Annotated in this window: 17 protein-coding genes; 13 read left to right on the top strand and 4 right to left on the bottom strand. The window is 34.5% G+C overall.

Annotation, left to right across the window (positions count from 1 at the left end; genetic code table 11):
* The first annotated feature begins 125 nt into the window (after window positions 1-125).
* The 8 genes from EKG35_RS05125 (at window position 126) to zupT (ending at window position 7,597) form a co-directional block, all read left to right on the top strand.
* Complete coding sequence (locus EKG35_RS05125) at window positions 126-998, top strand: DUF6612 family protein (RefSeq protein ID WP_126293373.1); 873 nt, start codon at window positions 126-128, stop codon at window positions 996-998.
* Between the two features lie 433 nt (window positions 999-1,431).
* Window positions 1,432-2,385 (top strand): ABC transporter permease, encoded by a 954-nt coding sequence (locus EKG35_RS05120; RefSeq protein WP_126293371.1) that lies wholly within the window; start codon window positions 1,432-1,434, stop codon window positions 2,383-2,385.
* Window positions 2,375-3,328, top strand: coding sequence for an iron chelate uptake ABC transporter family permease subunit (locus tag EKG35_RS05115; protein ID WP_126293369.1), 954 nt, complete (start codon window positions 2,375-2,377; stop codon window positions 3,326-3,328). The genes EKG35_RS05120 and EKG35_RS05115 overlap by 11 nt, the downstream gene beginning before the upstream one ends.
* Complete coding sequence (locus tag EKG35_RS05110; protein ID WP_126293367.1) at window positions 3,325-4,092, top strand: iron ABC transporter ATP-binding protein; 768 nt, start codon at window positions 3,325-3,327, stop codon at window positions 4,090-4,092. The genes EKG35_RS05115 and EKG35_RS05110 overlap by 4 nt, the downstream gene beginning before the upstream one ends.
* A 325-nt stretch (window positions 4,093-4,417) precedes the next feature.
* Window positions 4,418-5,410, top strand: coding sequence for a siderophore ABC transporter substrate-binding protein (locus EKG35_RS05105; RefSeq protein WP_126293364.1), 993 nt, complete (start codon window positions 4,418-4,420; stop codon window positions 5,408-5,410).
* Window positions 5,411-5,470: 60 nt separating this feature from the next.
* Window positions 5,471-5,785, top strand: coding sequence for an antibiotic biosynthesis monooxygenase family protein (locus tag EKG35_RS05100; protein ID WP_126293363.1), 315 nt, complete (start codon window positions 5,471-5,473; stop codon window positions 5,783-5,785).
* A 56-nt stretch (window positions 5,786-5,841) separates the two neighbouring features.
* Window positions 5,842-6,495: a phosphatase PAP2 family protein gene (locus tag EKG35_RS05095; protein ID WP_246020188.1), complete on the top strand. Its 654-nt coding sequence runs from the start codon at window positions 5,842-5,844 to the stop codon at window positions 6,493-6,495.
* Between the two features lie 283 nt (window positions 6,496-6,778).
* Window positions 6,779-7,597 (top strand): zinc transporter ZupT, encoded by an 819-nt coding sequence (gene zupT, locus EKG35_RS05090; RefSeq protein WP_126293360.1) that lies wholly within the window; start codon window positions 6,779-6,781, stop codon window positions 7,595-7,597.
* Between the two features lie 76 nt (window positions 7,598-7,673).
* On the opposite strand, the gene EKG35_RS05085 is transcribed toward zupT, so the two are convergent.
* From EKG35_RS05085 to thrC, 3 genes are all read right to left on the bottom strand, one after another.
* Complete coding sequence (locus EKG35_RS05085) at window positions 7,674-8,321, bottom strand: NAD(P)-dependent oxidoreductase (RefSeq protein ID WP_126293358.1); 648 nt, start codon at window positions 8,319-8,321, stop codon at window positions 7,674-7,676.
* 211 nt (window positions 8,322-8,532) lie between these two features.
* A complete protein-coding gene (gene thrB, locus EKG35_RS05080) occupies window positions 8,533-9,450 on the bottom strand; it encodes a homoserine kinase (RefSeq protein ID WP_126293356.1) in 918 nt (305 codons plus the stop codon).
* The gene (gene thrC / locus EKG35_RS05075; RefSeq protein WP_126293355.1) at window positions 9,447-10,499 is read right to left on the bottom strand and encodes a threonine synthase; all 1,053 of its coding nucleotides are present in this window, start codon (window positions 10,497-10,499) and stop codon (window positions 9,447-9,449) included. The genes thrB and thrC overlap by 4 nt, the downstream gene beginning before the upstream one ends.
* Window positions 10,500-10,767: 268 nt before the next feature.
* On the opposite strand from thrC, the gene EKG35_RS05070 reads away from it, so the two are divergent.
* The 3 genes from EKG35_RS05070 (at window position 10,768) to EKG35_RS05060 (ending at window position 14,356) form a co-directional block, all read left to right on the top strand.
* Complete coding sequence (locus tag EKG35_RS05070; protein ID WP_126293409.1) at window positions 10,768-11,931, top strand: MFS transporter; 1,164 nt, start codon at window positions 10,768-10,770, stop codon at window positions 11,929-11,931.
* Between the two features lie 343 nt (window positions 11,932-12,274).
* The gene (locus EKG35_RS05065) at window positions 12,275-13,129 is read left to right on the top strand and encodes a MurR/RpiR family transcriptional regulator (protein ID WP_126293353.1); all 855 of its coding nucleotides are present in this window, start codon (window positions 12,275-12,277) and stop codon (window positions 13,127-13,129) included.
* A 303-nt stretch (window positions 13,130-13,432) separates the two neighbouring features.
* A complete protein-coding gene (locus tag EKG35_RS05060) occupies window positions 13,433-14,356 on the top strand; it encodes a manganese-dependent inorganic pyrophosphatase (RefSeq protein ID WP_126293351.1) in 924 nt (307 codons plus the stop codon).
* A 141-nt stretch (window positions 14,357-14,497) separates the two neighbouring features.
* On the opposite strand, the gene EKG35_RS05055 is transcribed toward EKG35_RS05060, so the two are convergent.
* Window positions 14,498-15,883 carry an FAD-dependent oxidoreductase gene (locus EKG35_RS05055; RefSeq protein ID WP_126293349.1) on the bottom strand — a complete coding sequence of 462 codons (1,386 nt, stop codon included), beginning with the start codon at window positions 15,881-15,883 and terminating at the stop codon, window positions 14,498-14,500.
* 125 nt (window positions 15,884-16,008) lie between these two features.
* On the opposite strand from EKG35_RS05055, the gene EKG35_RS05050 reads away from it, so the two are divergent.
* Both EKG35_RS05050 and EKG35_RS05045 read left to right on the top strand, forming a co-directional pair.
* Window positions 16,009-16,713 (top strand): DsbA family oxidoreductase, encoded by a 705-nt coding sequence (locus tag EKG35_RS05050; RefSeq protein WP_126293347.1) that lies wholly within the window; start codon window positions 16,009-16,011, stop codon window positions 16,711-16,713.
* Window positions 16,714-16,861: 148 nt separating this feature from the next.
* Complete coding sequence (locus EKG35_RS05045; RefSeq protein ID WP_126293345.1) at window positions 16,862-17,500, top strand: FMN-dependent NADH-azoreductase; 639 nt, start codon at window positions 16,862-16,864, stop codon at window positions 17,498-17,500.
* Window positions 17,501-17,643 lie beyond the last annotated feature (143 nt).

Genomic DNA, 17,643 nt, shown 5'->3' with positions numbered 1-17,643 from the left:
CCACTTTTTCTAGTATGTATGTATTATTTGGGGATAAATAGAAAAAAATACAAATTACTCATTATCCTTTCGCAAAAAAATGTTAACCTAAATTGGTACCAACAATTTGAAAGGATGGAATAATAATGAAAAAAGTAGTCATGCTATGTTTGGTAAGTTTATTAGTGCTAGCTTTATCGGCATGTAATAGTACTGCTGAGCCAACATCAGGAGAAGAGGGAAAAGAAGTTAGTAACAAAAGTGAGCTAACTTTACAAGAAGTTTATGAAAAGGCAATAGAACGACAAAACACATTGGAAAGTGTTAGTGCAGATATTAATATGAACCAAAAAATGGAGTTAAATGATGGTACTGAAGCTTATGAAATGGGCTCATCTGCTGATATGACAATGGATATGGTTAGCGAACCGCTATCTATGCATATAGATGGAGCAATGACAATGGCAGATCCTGCGACGGGAGAAAATATGAACGTTGATATGGAAATGTACATGTCTGAGGAAGGGTTTTTCATGGAAAACCCTGAAACGAAGCAGTGGATGAAGCTTCCATCTGAACAATTTGAAGCAATCGCCGGACAAACTGTAAATCAAGTGAATGCGTCCGAACAGTTAAAACAGTTTGAATCATTTATTGAAGATTTTACTTTTGAACAAACTGAAACAGAATATGTATTGAAATTAAATGCAGCTAGTGAAAAGTTTAGTGAATTTATTTTAGAACAAATGCGAGTAACGGAAATGATGGGTGTGACTGAAGAAGAACAAAAAATCATTGAGAATATGAAGTTCGATAATATTAATTATGTAATTAAAATTGATAAAGAAACATTCGATATTCATGCGATGGATACAATTTTTGATATCACAATTGACATTGATGGGAAATCAATGAAGATTTCAACGGATGCAAAAATAGCGTTCAACAACTTCAATGAAGTCGAAGCCATCACAATACCACAAGAAGTAATTGATCAAGCTGTAGAAGTTCAATACTAAACTTTTTAGAACTTAATTCAAGAAATTTGAATTAAGTTCTTTTTACTTGGAAATAAAGACTAAAATTTAATGATCTCTTCGAAATCAAGGTGCTAAGAATATATCGAAAGGAAAGACAGTTATTTTGCCTTTACGCTTTTTCTCGAAAAACATCTTATATGAAGATTTTAATAGCTTAAACCGTATAATGTTATAATAATATATATACCATACAATTTTTTTTTAGTTTATCTTATGACATTTATCCTTCCTTCTAATATATTTCCTGCACTTTACAAACCCTTTTTTTAATATTTAAATGATTGTTATTTAGTCTGAAATGGTGATAAAAGTTCTCAATTAGTATTGGAGTAGAAAAAATTATATGCTATAATAAAATATAATGAATAATGATAATCATTTTCACTATAAAATAAAATTATCGGGGATTATAATGAGACTTTGGATTTTAGTACTAGCCGCAATTGTATTATCGAGTATATCGTTATTTCTTGGTGCTACAGACATTACACCAATGGATTTACTAGATTTCGGTTCTGATGAAGCAGAAATCTTCTATATTAGCCGTATTCCTCGCCTAGCTTCTATTATATTAGCTGGTATTGGAATGAGTGTTGCTGGTTTAATAATGCAAAGTTTAAGTAGAAATAAATTTGTATCGCCAACAACTGCAGGTACATTAGACGCTGCTAAGCTCGGGATTCTAATTTGTATGCTTTTATTTACAAGTGCGAGCTATACACAGCAAATAATATTTTGCTTCGCCTTTGCGTTAATAGGGACACTTGTATTTATGCAAATTTTAAACCGTATTAAATTTAAAGATGCAATTTTCATTCCATTAATCGGGATTATGTACGGTAACATATTATCTGCTATCACTGTATTTTTTGCGTATGAGGCAGATTTACTTCAAAATATCGATGCATGGTTAATTGGAGATTTCTCATTAATCATTAAAGGTCGATATGAACTTCTATATTTAAGTATTCCAGTATTGATTATTGCGTACATATATGCGAATCGTTTTACTGTAGCGGGGATGGGAGAAGATTTTGCAAAAAATCTTGGAGTTCATTATAAGTTTGTTCTGAACTTAGGATTAGTGCTGGTAGCCCTAATTTCTACTACAGTAGTTTTAACGGTAGGGATTATACCATTTTTAGGGTTAATCGTTCCTAACCTTGTATCTATATTTAAGGGAGATAATTTAGCAAAGACGCTGCCACATACTGCTCTATTAGGTGTTGTATTTTTATTAGCATGTGATATTGTTGGACGAATTATTATTTATCCGTATGAGATACCAATTAGTTTAACAGTCGGTGTAATCGGTAGTGCTATCTTCTTAATCATGTTGTTTAGGGGGAGAGCATATGCGAAATAGTGTGAAATTAATATTACTAGCTGTTATTGCAATTGTGTGTATTTTACTTTATGCATTCTATGACATAAAAGGCGGCTTTAGCTACGCATTTCCAAGAAGGCTTATAAAAATTTTTGCAATGTCAATCACGGGTATTGCTATTGCTTATTCAACTGTTGTCTTCCAAACAATTACCCATAACAGAATTTTAACGCCTTCTGTTATGGGTCTTGACTCAATGTATCAAGTTGTACAAACGTGTATATATTTCTTTCTAGGGTCGACTTCAATTTTAGTTATTAATAAGTATTTAAACTTTACAATTTCTATTGTTCTAATGGTGTTGTTTGCTCTTATTTTATATCGCTTCCTATTTAGGGCAGATAAGTTCCCAATTTATTTCTTATTGTTAGTAGGGATGGTTCTTGGAACACTGCTGGGAAGTGCAACGACATTTTTACAAGTATTGATAGATCCTAATGAATATTTGAATTTACAGAGTAAGTTGTTTGCAAGTTTTTCAAAGGTAAATGCCGATTTAGTGTGGGTAGCATTTGCAATTCTAATAGTGGCGTTTATTTATGGCTTTAAAATCATGCGACAGCTAGATGTTATGTCTTTAGGACGAGAGAACGCAATTAATCTTGGTGTGAATTATGACAGACTTGTTATGAATGTCCTTGTACTATCTGCAATTTTAATTGCAACATCGACAGCTCTTGTTGGTCCAATAACATTTTTAGGTTTGATTGTGGCAAATCTCTCATATCAATATTTACCGACATACAAACACTCTGTATTGATAGCTGGTGCAAGCTTAATTAGTATTATTGCGTTGGTTGGAGGACAGTTTATTGTAGAACATATTTTTGAACTATCTACAACTTTAAGTGTCATTATTAACTTTATAGGTGGAATATACTTTATTTACTTACTATTAAGGGAAAGTAGGGCTGCAGGATGATTCAAGTTAAAGAATTAAGTAAATTCTTTGGAAAGAAAGCAGTAGTTGATAACGTTTCCGTAACTATTGAAACTGGTAAAATAACATCTTTTATTGGTCCAAATGGTGCGGGGAAATCAACACTACTTTCAATGGTTAGTCGTTTACTTAACGCTGATACAGGTGAAGTGCTATTAGATACTAATGATGTTCGCCGTATCAAATCTGATGAATTCGCTAAACGCGTATCTATATTAAAACAATCTAATTTCATGAATGTGCGATTGACGATTCGTGAGCTCGTTTCTTTCGGTCGATACCCATACTCAAAAGGTCGTTTAACGAATGAGGATATAAAATATGTTGACCAAGCACTTGAATATATGAACTTAATTGATATTCAACATAGTTATTTAGATGAATTATCTGGCGGTCAACGTCAGCGTGCGTTTATCGCAATGGTAATTGCACAGGACACTGATTATGTATTGCTTGATGAACCACTAAATAACTTGGATATGAAGCATTCAGTTCAAATTATGAAAATTTTGCGCAAGCTTGTAGATGAACTTGGCAAAACTGTAGTTATCGTTCTTCATGATATTAACTTTGCTTCTGTTTATTCAGATCGTATTGTTGCATTAAAGGATGGTCGAGTTGTTAAAGAAGGACCAACAGATGAAATTATTAATTCAGATGCATTAAAGCAAATTTATGATATGGATATCCCTGTACAAGAGCAAAATGGATGCCGTATTTGTGTATATTTTAATTCTCATTCTTAAGAAGTAAAATGATTTAGGGAAGCATTTCTGTTTTTCTAAATCATTTTTTATGCTTAATATGCTGTTATAAAGTTTTTAGAAAACAATAGTTTGTACCTAATTCGAGGGAATAGTTTGTGTATCCTTTAAAATCGAATAGGTGTCTAAAACGGGATGGCTACAAAAAGTCGATCAAATATGTAGTATAGTGCAAGCCCTTTCTTAACAAATTTAACAAAATTAACAAATTATAAAAAAAGACATTGACGAATACGATAAGAATGATATAATTTCAATTAGTTGATAATGATTATCAGTATCGATAAAAGATAGGAGAGAATAAAATATGAAGAATTGGAAGTTATTAACGGTTGTTATGGCTATGCTACTTTTAGTTTTAACAGCTTGTGGTTCTAAAGAGGAAGAAGTAAGTGAGGAAACAAACAATGCAGCTGAAACGGAGACAGAAACTGCAACAGAAGAAGCTTCAGCTTTCCCACTAACAATTAAATCTACAGTTGAAGGCTATGAAGATGTAACTTTTGATAAAGCTCCAGAAAAAATTGTTGTATTCGATTATGGATTCTTAGATACATTAGACGCTTTAGGTGTTGATGTAATGGCTGTTGCTAAAGGGAATTTCCCAGAACATTTAGCTAAATATGCTGACGATAAATATTTAAATGCTGGTGGTTTAAAAGAACCGTTACTTGAAGACATTGCTGCAATGGAACCAGATGCAATTTTCATTTCAGGTCGTCAAGGCGACTTCTATGAGCAATTAAGTGAAATTGCACCAACAGTATTTGTTGGAACTGATTCTTCAAATTACTATGATTCATTCAAAGCATCAGTTAATATTGCAGGTCAATTGTTCGATAAACAAGAAGAAGCTGATGCTAAACTTGCTGAAATTGATAAAGCTTTAGAAGAAGTAAAAGCAATCGCTGCTGATAGCGGTAAAGCTTTAGTAACTCTTTACAATGAAACATTATCTGCATATGGCCCTGGAGATGGTTCACGTTACGGACATGTACACAGTGTATATGGGTTTACACCTGCTGATGAATCACTTGAAAATTCAACTCACGGTGCTAAATTAAGCTATGAACAAGTATTAGAAATTAACCCAGATGTTTTATTCGTAGTTGACCGTGTAGCTGCTACAGGTGGAGAATCAAACATTAAAGAAGCAATCGAAAATGATATTATTAACAAAACAACAGCTGCTCAGAATGGTAAAATTATTTACTTAGATGGTGCTCTATGGTACTTAGCTGGAGGCGGTTTACAATCTGAGCTATTAAAAATTCAAGAAATAATTGAGAAATTAAGTTAATAATTATTAAAATAAAAAGCTGTCCAAAAATAGGACAGCTTTTTCTCAAGGAGGAAAAAAATGTTTGTTCAAATTAAGCGAATAATTGTAACTGAAGGAAATTCAGATAAGATTGTAGAACGTTTTGCAACGAAGAAAAGTAGTCCATCTTTGTTAGAGCAACAACCTGGTTTTATTGATAAACAAGTATTATTGAAAAAAGTAAGACGAGGCGATGAAGAGGTTCTTATAATGATACGTTGGGAGTCAGAGGAAGCATGGAAAGGCTGGGAGAAGCATCCAGATCATATAGCTGGACATAAGGAGAATGCTGGAAAACCGAAACCAGATTATATAGTTGAGTCAAGCCAAGAAGTATATAATGTTATTAATTAATCCCGAATATCGGGATTTTTTTTGTTCTTGGGCATATTTTAATTACAAATGGTAAAATGCAATTAGATTATCCTTTTTCAAGGGGTGGAATTGCAGTGAAAAATTGGAGATTTACGATTGCCATTATTACTCTGTTTATTTTTATTGGATTATTGTTAAGTTATGAGAAGTCTCCGATAATATGGCTAGATAATACAATGTCTGAACTTTTGGGTGGCAATTCTTTTATTATTGCATTTCACTATATTGGTAATACAAGTACTATTATTATCGTTGCGATTTTTATGTTAATTTTTCTTTGGCTGAGACAACGAAATTATTTAGGAATGGCATTTGTTTTGTTAACGGTTGCAGCTGGAAAGGTTTTAAATCAATTAATAAAAAATTGGATAGACCGTCCTAGACCTGAGATTCTGGATCAGTTAACTACGTTTAGTTTTCCATCGGGTCACGCAATGCTCTCATTGTTGTATTTATTTACAATAGCCTATTTATTATCAGAAATTTTATCAAATAAAAAGAAAGTTATTATAATATGGATTTTGGCTATTGTTCTTTCATTCTTTATAGGACTATCAAGAATTGCTGAAAGCCGACATTATGCTTCAGATGTAATAGCTGGGTGGTGCTTAGGGTATAGCTGGTTTGTTTTTTGTGCCGCTTGGTATGAGTGGAAAAAAAGAAAGCACCTTAATGGTAAGTTTAAATAATTGAGCAAAACCTTTTGAAATCAAAAATATGCTGTTCAAAAATAAAGGGCCTTATTACGTAAATTATGTAGTAAGGCTCTTTAAATTATTTGAAAGATGAAAACAAATGCATTATTTATAACAAAACAACCAAATTATACAAAGAACATATTATAAGACGTTATGACTACATTTAAAAGTTTTCCTTGTGCATAAGATATAACTTAAGTAAAAAAAGTTGCACAAAGGAAACTTTTGAATATATAATACTATTATAAAAATAAAGAGAGGATAAGGATACTAAATGGAAGGTAATGTCATTTTAGCGCTAGGTTTAACTTTATTTGCGGGCTTGGCAACAGGGGTAGGATCATTAATTGCTTTCTTTACATCTAGAACAAATAAAAAATTCCTTTCCATTGCATTAGGCTTTTCGGCGGGTGTTATGATTTATGTATCGTTGGTAGAGATCTTTGTAAAAGCAAAAGATTCATTAACAGCCGCATTAGGTGAAACACAGGGCTATTGGATGACAGTTGTCGGATTTTTTGCAGGGATAATATTTATAGCGCTTATTGATCGCTTTATTCCAAAGAAAAATAATCCACATGAAGTAAAAACTGTTGAGGACGTACATGCAGCAGAACTAAATGCAAAAGCAATTAATGAAGAACAACTAATGAAAATGGGGTTATTTACTGCTTTAGCAATTGGTATTCATAACTTTCCAGAAGGAATTGCAACGTTTATGTCAGCAATTCAAGATCCAAATGTCGGTATTGCTATTGCGATTGCGGTTGCCATTCATAATATCCCAGAAGGAATTGCAGTGGCTGTTCCAATTTATTTTGCAACAGGCAATCGTAAAAAGGCATTTAAATTATCATTCATTTCTGGTCTAGCTGAGCCGGTTGGGGCGATTGTTGCATTTTTAATTTTAATGCCATTTTTAAATGACGTTATGTTCGGCGTAATATTTGCTGCTGTTGCAGGAATTATGGTATTTATTTCGCTAGATGAACTATTGCCTGCTGCAAAAAAATATGATGAAACGCATTTATCAATTTATGGTCTCGTAGCAGGGATGGCAGTTATGGCTATTAGTTTACTGTTATTAGCATAAAAGAGGACGTCTTACATAAGACGTCCTCTTGTATAAGGCGAAAGGCAAAGCCGAAAACTCTTTTTATTTTGTTTTATTATGATGCAGTAGTAGCATTTTCTGAAGCTACTGTAAAATGTTTATTCTCATAACGTGGATTTTCAATCTCATCTAGCACTGCGACGGCATAATCTGCATAGCTTACATAGCTAAGATGCTGTGAATTTAAAAGCAGTCGATCTTTCCCTAATATATAATGACCAGTTCTAGGGCCATCAGAATCAAATAATGGTGAAGGGCTTAAGAACGTCCACCGTATAGAAGAGTTTTGTAAATCGATTAAGTTTTGTAATTGCTGATTAGCGATTAATTTATATTCTTTAGGGAATTCTGGGAGGTCTATTAATCGTATTTTATATCCATTATCTTTAAATAGAATTCCGGCGCCGCCAACGACAAATAGCTTCGTTTGACTATTCTTTAATAAAGAAATTAAATAGCGCCCAGCTTTAACATGCAGGCTTTCTTCTCCTGGGAATGTACCGAATGCATTTACAAGTACATCAAACTGTGTTGCATCTTCTTTCGTTAAATCAAAGATTTCCTTTTCCAAAATTGTAATATTCATGTTTGGTAATGCTTTTTTGTTTCGAGCAATAGCCGTTATATCATGATTCCTCATTTTAGCTTCAATTAATATATTGCTGCCAACTTTCCCAGTCGCTCCAATTATGCCGATTTTCATTTTGAGCTACTCCTTTCTAATGATTTTTAATAAACCATTAAATAAAACTGTTTCTCATACTAAAAGGACTAGTAATCCTGAAAATCATGGTATGTTGACATCTTATGAAAACCGTTGGCCAGCTATATTCAAATAACTAACCAAAAAAAGATGCCCAATGATTCAATATATGATTCATTGGGCATTTGTATTAGTTTTTAAGTCAAATTCCTTAGGCTAGTACGTCATTTTTTACTTCAACTACACATACACCTTGTTGATCAGCTCTTGTTAATAATATTTCATGTGTAGGAAACTGTTTTTCTAATTTATTGATGAACTGCTCTTCTATTTCAGTCGGGATAATAGATATAACAGTAGGACCAGCTCCACTAAGTGCTGTACCATATGCGCCAGCCTCTCGAGCAGCATAATGAATTTCATTAAAGTAAGGAATCAGTTTTGCACGGAATGGCTCATGGAATAAATCAGATTCCATATAGCGGCCTATCCGTTCATAATCTTTTAAGATTAATGAAGCTGCTAACATATTAGCATTTGCACTTGCACTAACAGCATGGCTTCGGTCATACTGATCCGGTAATACGCTACGAGCTTCCGTAGTCTTTAATTCAACAGTCGGGATGAACACTACGAAGGAAGCATCTAAATCTTGTATATGAATCGTATCGACATTTCCGTTTTCATCCATTGTGGAAATTGTTAAACCGCCAAGAACGGAAGCTGATGAATTATCAGGATGTCCTTCAATTTGCGAAGAGATATCTAATTTTTCTTGCGTAGATAAATTTAAGTCGCAGACGATATTGGCTAATTCAATCGCAGCAACAATAGCTGCTGCACTACTTCCTAATCCTCGTGCAAAAGGTAATTCACTCGTCATTTCGATTCGGCAAGCAGGTAGTTCTTTGTTAAATCGGGCTGCTGTTTCTTTTGCAATTTTGTAGATTAAATGATCTTTTATTTCGAACTCTTTTGGTAGATGGTCAGATAAATGGATAATTTCCCATTTGTCTGATAGAGACACTGTTAGATTTAAGTATAAGGACAAGCTAAGCCCAATGGAATCAAACCCAGGTCCTAAGTTAGCAGTGCTCCCAGGAACAGTGATTTGCCATTTTTTACTCATAAAATTCCCTCGATATATTGACGAATTTCTTCTTCATCATTTTTAAGTGATACTAAATCGACTTTAGATACGCTCATTGCTGTATCAGGGTCTTTTAATCCATTGCCAGTAAATACAGTAACAACGTGACTACCTTTAGTGATTTTGCCGTTGTTAACGGATTTAATAACACCAGCAAGTGATGCTGCAGAACCAGGCTCAACAAAAATACCTTCAGAACGAGCAATTAATTGATAAGCTGCTAAAATTTCATCATCCGTAACAGAATCAATAATACCTTCTGATTCATCACGCGCAGCCTCAGCTAATTTCCAGCTTGCTGGGTTCCCGATTCGAATTGCTGTTGCGACTGTTTCAGGATTTGTAATAGGTTCACCTTTAACAATTGCAGCAGCACCTTCTGCTTCAAAGCCATACATTTTTGGTAAACCAGTATTTTTTGCTTCATTATATTCTTTGAAGCCTTTCCAGTAGGCACTAATGTTTCCTGCGTTGCCCACAGGAATGCATAGGTATTCAGGCGCTTGTCCTAAACTATCTACAATTTCAAATGCAGCAGTTTTTTGCCCTTCAATACGGTATGGGTTTACTGAGTTGACTAGTTTAACAGGTGTTGTTTCACTAACTTGACGAACAATTGCAAGTGCATCGTCAAAGTTGCCATCAATCTCGATGATTTTTGCTCCATACATACATGCTTGAGCTAATTTACCAAGTGCAACTTTTCCTTTAGGTATTACAACAATAGATTGAATTCCAGCACGAGCTGCATATGCTGATGCAGCAGCTGATGTATTGCCGGTAGATGCACAGATAACACATTTTGCACCATCTTCAATTGCTTTTGCTACAGCAAAGACCATACCACGGTCTTTAAATGATCCTGTTGGATTTGCGCCTTCGATTTTGCCGTATAATTCAATGCCTAATTCCTTGGACAGATTTACTAAGTGAATAAGAGGAGTATTACCTTCATTTAAAGTTAATGCAGGTGTGTTTTCAGTAACAGGTAAAAATTCTTTATATTCTTCTATAAGACCTTTCCACATAGCGAACATTCTCCTTTTGTTCTCACTGGATGAACAGTTGTTTGTATATAAAAGACATTTTAACGCAAGTTAGAGGTAGATTTCAATAGAAAATGAGAATTTAACAAAATTATAAAAAGGCCAAAATCTCCTTGTCACTTTATTAAAACAGGTGTATTGTTATAGGTGTAAATTCAAATGTAAAGACAGGTGAATATAAGTGGAAGTAAAAAAGAGTACAGCACCAATTTCACGCAATAAATTATTAGGAGTTGCTGGAGTTGGCTGGATGTTTGATGCAATGGATGTTGGAATATTGTCTTTCGTCATCGCCGCATTAGCCGCTGATTGGGGACTAAATTCTACACAAATGGGTTGGATAGGAAGTATTAACTCTATTGGTATGGCAGTTGGTGCCTTGGTATTTGGTATTTTTGCAGATAAAATAGGGCGCAAACAGATTTTTATGTGGACCTTAATCATTTTTTCTGTTGCTAGTGGTCTCTCTGCATTAACGACGACATTTGTTGCATTTATGATTTTACGATTCTTTGTTGGTATGGGGTTAGGAGGGGAGCTGCCAGTTGCTTCAACCCTAGTATCGGAAAGTGTAGAAGCAAAAGAACGCGGTCGAGTAGTAGTGTTGCTAGAAAGCTTTTGGGCTGCAGGGTGGCTTATAGCTGCGATTATTTCTTATTTTGTAATACCAGCTGAATTCTGGCCAATTGAAGGATGGCGGGTTGCTTTAATCCTAACAGCAATTCCAGCATTTTATGCGGTTTATATCAGAATGCATTTACCTGACTCACCTCAGTTTGCAGCCAAACCAGAAGCAAAAAATCGTTCCATTATGCAAAATATGGCGGGGGTTTGGAAGAAAAAATATGTCCGTTCAACTTTGATGCTTTGGATTCTATGGTTTACGGTAGTTTTTTCTTACTATGGAATGTTTCTATGGTTGCCGAGTGTAATGGTTGGAAAAGGGTTTGACTTAATATCAAGCTTTAAGTACGTTCTAATAATGACTATCGCACAGCTTCCCGGTTATTTTACAGCAGCGTGGTTTATAGAGAAGTTTGGACGAAAATTCGTCCTTGTGACGTATTTAATCGGTACTGCTGCAAGTGCATATGTATTTGGTAATGCTGAAACCGTAACGGCATTACTTATATCAGGTATTTTACTATCATTCTTTAATTTAGGAGCATGGGGAGCATTATATGCTTATACTCCAGAACAATATCCGATGGTTATTCGTGGAACCGGTGCGGGGATAGCAGCCGCAGTAGGCCGTATAGGAGGAATTTTTGGTCCTCTACTTGTTGGCTATTTATTAAAGCTTGAATATAGTATTGGGTCTATTTTTGCAATATTTTGCGTATCGATACTTATTGGGGCTGCAGCGGTATTATTTTTAGGAAAAGAAACAAAACAAACAGAATTAGAATTATAAGCTTAAAAAAGAACGTGTGTTGCCAAATTACCTTTACAGTAGTAAGGATTATGAGAATTGGGTTAAATAGTTCATTTGCAAGTAGGATGCTAAGTACTGATGGAGTAATATTTTTAAACTTATATTTAGAGGGACTGCCTAAAAATTCTTAATTAATGGTCAGTCTTTTCATTTCTTCAATTTTATTTGAGGGAATCATACTAAGATTTGACAAATTTTTGACTTTCTAATTTAGCATAATAAAGTTTTTTCTGAAAACTCATTGTATTCAATCAATAATAGTGTTAACCTATCTCTTATTAAATTGTACAATTTACAAAATAAGGAGGTAGTCGAAGTTAAAATGGGCATATGTGATGATATAAAGAAGCGTTTTATCCGTTTATCTCGAGGACAACGCAAGGTTGCTCAATTTGTTATTGATAACCCAAATATCATAGCGACTCATATAGCTTCCGATGTTGGGAAGTTGATAGGTGTTAGTGAATCGACTGTTATTCGGTTCTGTTATGCGATGGAATTATCTGGTTTTTGTGAATTGCAAGAGAAGGTTAAAGAAGATCTAATGGAAAAGAAAGAATCTCCTATTTATGATCATCCGCTTTTAACAAAAAAACATGAGCATCTTGTCAGTGAGGTGATGAATCGTGATATCACGAGTATTTTAAGTACGATTCAACAAGTTGATGAGGACAAGTTCGAACAAGCTATAAAGTGGATGCATGAAATGAAATTCTTATATGTATTAGGCTTTAGACAATCTTCACCTTCTGCAAATTTCTTAACAAGCACTTTAAGCAGCTATCGCAAGCATGTAAAACAAATCCAGCACGATGTGGAGAATATTGTACAGCAGATTAGCGGAATGGATGATCAATCGCTGCTCATCGTAATTGCTCTAGATACTGTACTTGAAGATGTATTGACGATTACAAAACTATCGAAAAATAAGAATGCCAAAGTAATCGCAATTACAAGCTCAAATTTATCACCAATTCGTGATTATGCAGATGTCATCTTTACGGTAGGTGGGCATAAGCATTCTTCAACAGAAGTAATTACAGCATCACATTCACTAATCCATGCACTTATTGAAGGAATGGTTGCACAAAATAAAAAACAATATACATCATTCCAAAAATCTAATGCACAAATAGAGAGTAACTTTTTATTTTTAGATAAAGCACAAAATATCTAATCATACTTTCGAGAGCGTATTCGTAAATTGCGGGGGCATTTACGAATGCGCTTTTTATAAGAAAAGCGGAAGGCGCTCGTTCAGCTCCGACAACAACTGGAGGGGCTGACGAAAGGGCGCTTTTTGCCCTTGAAGGAAGCACCGAAGTTGTCGAGGAGCTAGCGCCTGAAGCTGGACAATAAGAAAAGCGGAAGGCGCTCGTTCACTCTAAAAACACAACAAGTTCTATTTTTCTATTCAGTAACAGGTATGATAAAATATACTCGGAATTAAGAACATTCATAAATAGGAGGAACTCATTGAATGAGCAAAGTATTAGTTTTCGGACATAAAAATCCAGATACAGACACAATCACTTCTGCACTCGTTTATGCATATTTAAAACAACAACTTGGCGTAGATGCAGAGGCAGTACGTCTAGGAGAAGTGAACAACGAGACAAAATATGCATTAGAAAAGTTTGGTTTCGAAGCACCACGATTAATTGAAAATGTTGCAAATGAAGCAAGCGAAGTAATTTTAGTGGACCACAATGAGCGTCAGCAATCTGCAGATGGGATTGAAGAAGTTAAAGTAACTGAAGTAATCGATCATCACCGTATTGCTAACTTTGAAACTTCTGATCCACTTTACTACCGTGCAGAACCTGTTGGCTGTACAGCGACAATTTTAAATAAAATTTTCAAAGAAAATAATGTGGAAATTCCTTCAAATATTGCAGGATTAATGCTTTCTGCAATTGTTTCAGATACATTATTATTCAAATCACCAACTTGCACAGAACAAGATGTACAAGCTGGTAAAGAATTAGCTGAAAAAGCTGGTGTAGATGTAAATGAATATGGTTTAGCGATGTTAAAAGCGGGTGCAGACCTTTCTGATAAATCACTGGAAGATTTATTATCATTAGATGCGAAAGAATTTACATTTGGTGAAGTAAAGTCAATAGTTGCTCAAGTAAATGCAGTTGATATAAATGATGTATTAAATCGCAAGGATGAATTAGTAAGTTTATTAAATAAGAACATTGAAGAAAATGGCTTACAGTTATTCTTCTTCGTAGTAACAGATATTTTAAATAACGATTCTACAGCTGTAGTTGTAGGAAGCGCGGCTGAAGCAGCAGCAAAAGCATTTGGTAAACAATTAGACAACGACTTAGTTGACTTACCAGGTGTTGTATCACGTAAAAAACAAATCGTGCCAGTATTAACAGAAGCACTTTAATAAATAAGGAGGGGCCTTACAGAAAAGTTTACTTTTCTGTAAAAGCCCCTCTTTTTATTAATTAAACATTGCTCCTTGTGGCAATAACTATCCTTATCGCAGTAAAGTTAATTCTACGTAGTTTTTTTGGATGAATCCTTTTTACATTTGTTTCTTTAATTTTAAAGGATAGACAGCTGGCCCTTCTATTATATCTCCATTTTTGTCAAAGCGGGATCCATGGCATGGACAGTCCCATGTTTCATCGGCCTCATTCCATCTTGTTTTACATCCTAGATGTGTACATTTAGGTGCTTCAATTCTTGTAATATAACCACCAACCAGACTTGTTGCAACAAAACCAATATTTTTTAAGGAATATAAAAGATTTCGGCCAAATTGTCCTCTTGAAGGGCTATATAAGGATGCTGCCATATGGGCTTCTTTAGTAATTGCGCTTGAAATAATTTCTCCTGCTACTAGCGAATTAGAAAGCCCCCATTTACGGTAACCCGTTGCAATATAGATATTAGGCTCGCTATCAGTAAGCTGCCCAATATAAGGAATGTAATCAGGTGTATCTGGATCCTGTGCACTCCAAAAGTACGTTGGCTTAGGTAGGTCGAAATTGGAAACTAATTCGGTTTCAAGGTCTTTGTAATAGCTTTTTGTATGTTTAATAGCACCTGCCTTATGACTGCTTCCTCCATAAATAAAATATGGTGTGTTTGAAATCAATGCAGTCCTTATGGTCCTTGAAGGATTTTCAACGGATAAATACTGCCCCTGTAACAGCTCGCTAGCTTTTGAAGCCATTAAATATGAGCGTTCAATGGAAAGCTTTGTTGTATATAAATTTCTAATGGATTCTATTGGATAATGCGTACATAGTACTAAGTTTTTATAGGATATACGACTGTCGCTATTGGTTTCAACTATTTTTTCATCGATAATCACTCTAGTTACACGGCAATTTGTAAATATAGTTGCCCCTTCCTTCAAGGCGAGCTTGGCAAAATGGAGTGTGAAATTTGTAGGATGTATTTGTGCTGTATCCTCCATTTTTAATGCAGATGTAATAGGAATCGGCAGCTCAGTATCTGTTGTTTCATAGCCTGGTAAATTAAGTTTTTTATAGGCATTCAATTCATCCTGAATTGTCCGGCTGCCATAATTGCTTTGTGCATATATAAAAGAATCTATTTTTTGATATGTTTCAATTGGTGCAAACTGTAAAGCCGAATCTATTGCATTTTTATTTGCTTGATAATAGGTACGAACATCACCTTCAGAAAAATTCTTTAAAAGTTTTGAAAAAATAATACCGTGTTGAGGAGTTAATTTTCCTGTTGAATGACTAGTTGTACCAAGTGCAACGGAAGGCTTTGCCTCAAGCAGTATAACATTAATGCCTTTTTTTGCGAGTAAATATGCTGTATATATTCCTGTTAAACCACCGCCAACTATACAAACATCACAGTCTAAAGATTTTGATAATGTAGGTAATGATAATGACTCAACGTCTTTTAGCCAAAGAGAGTTTTGCATAAGCGCCCCCAATTATACTCATTTTTTAAAAGTATTGGATAAATGTGAAAACAATATTCATATGAGCACATTTATTGTAGGAAAATTAATTCATACGTAAACTGATGAAAAAGGAGGAATGAAACATGAAAGTAGAAGTATGGTCAGATTATGTTTGTCCATTTTGTTATATAGGTAAACGTCAACTAGAAAAGGCTATTAAAGACTCTGGGTATGAAGGTCAAGTGGAGGTAGAGTTAAAAAGCTTTTTACTAGACCCAAATACTCCACTGGATGCCGAAGAATCAGTTTATACTTCATTAGCAAATAAATATAATACTACAGAAGCGGAAGCTAAAAAAATGACTAATAATGTTGCTGAGCGTGCTAAAGAAGTAGGTCTTCAATATAATTTTGATATTATGAAAAATGCAAATACTAATGCTGCACACCGACTAGCCAAATGGGCTGCCAAAAAAGGAAGGGGTCCGGAACTTAGTGAAAGAATATTGAAGGCATATTTTTTAGAAGGGGCAGCGATAGGTCGATACGAAGTCCTATTAAATTTAGTTGAAGAAGTAGGTCTTGACCGGAAGGATGCACAAGATGTTTTGAATAGTGATCAATTTGCAGATGAAGTTGAGCAAGACATTTTAGAGGCACAAAGCTTAGGAGTAAGAGGAGTTCCATTTTTTGTGATTGACAATAAGTATGGTATCTCTGGTGCACAACCACAACCATTATTTAACCAAACGATAGCAAAAGCTGCAAGTGAAGCAGGACTTAAGCCGAAATTGAAAATAGTTGGAGATAACGGTAGCATTTGTTCAGATGGACAATGTGATCTATAGTAGCTTATCTAATTGTTGAAAAGTACTAAAAATCAGCTAAAAGTCTGAGGGAAGTTTTGTTGAAATAATTCTCATCTTCCTTTAAGATTAACCATATGTCTTGAATTCAAGATTTATATTTTAATAGATAAAGGAGTAATAAAACGATATGACAAATGTATTAGTAGTTAAAGCAAATAACCGTCCTGACGGTGTTTCAACTAAAATGTATGAAACTTTTGTAGAAGAAGCAAAAAATGTAGCTGGTTTAAATCTTACTACATATGATGTATATGCAGAAGATATGCCGTATTTTGGACAAGATCTTTTCAACGCTTTCGGGAAAGTTCAAAATGGTGAAGAATTAACTGATTTAGAGTCTAGATTATTAGCTGCAAAACAAAAAGCAATGGATGCATTAACTGCTGCTGATGTAGTAGTATTTGCTTTCCCTCTTTGGAACTTAACAATCCCTGCAGTTCTACAAACGTTTGTTGATTATGTATATTCAGCAGGCTATATGTTCAAATATAATTCTGAAGGTCAAATGGTTCAATTGATGACAGATAAAAAATATGTTGTATTAAATGCTCGTGGCGGGTACTACTCATCTCCAGAAGCACAACCAATGGAAATGTCAGCTAACTACATTAAAAATGTATTTAGTGGTATTGCAGGTATGGAGCTTCTTGAAGAAGTAATTATTGAAGGTCATAATGCAGAACCAAATAAAGCTCAAGAAATTATCGCAGAAGGTTTAGAACGTGTTAAAGCTGCTGCACAAAAATTAGCAACAGTAACTGCGTAAAAATAAATGTAAAGGAGCCATCCAAAAATCACTTTTGGATGGCTTTTTTGCGAGGATGGATAACCACTGAAACAAGAGTAGTGAGCATATATTTTTAAAAGAAGTAGGGGCAGTCTAGAAAGTAATTATTTTCTGGATAGCCC

It is taken from the genome of Lysinibacillus telephonicus (genome assembly GCF_003966145.1).
GTDB lineage: Bacteria > Bacillota > Bacilli > Bacillales_A > Planococcaceae > Ureibacillus > Ureibacillus telephonicus.
Note: the sequence above shows the minus strand (reverse complement) of the source record. Positions and strands in the feature narration are given on the sequence as shown.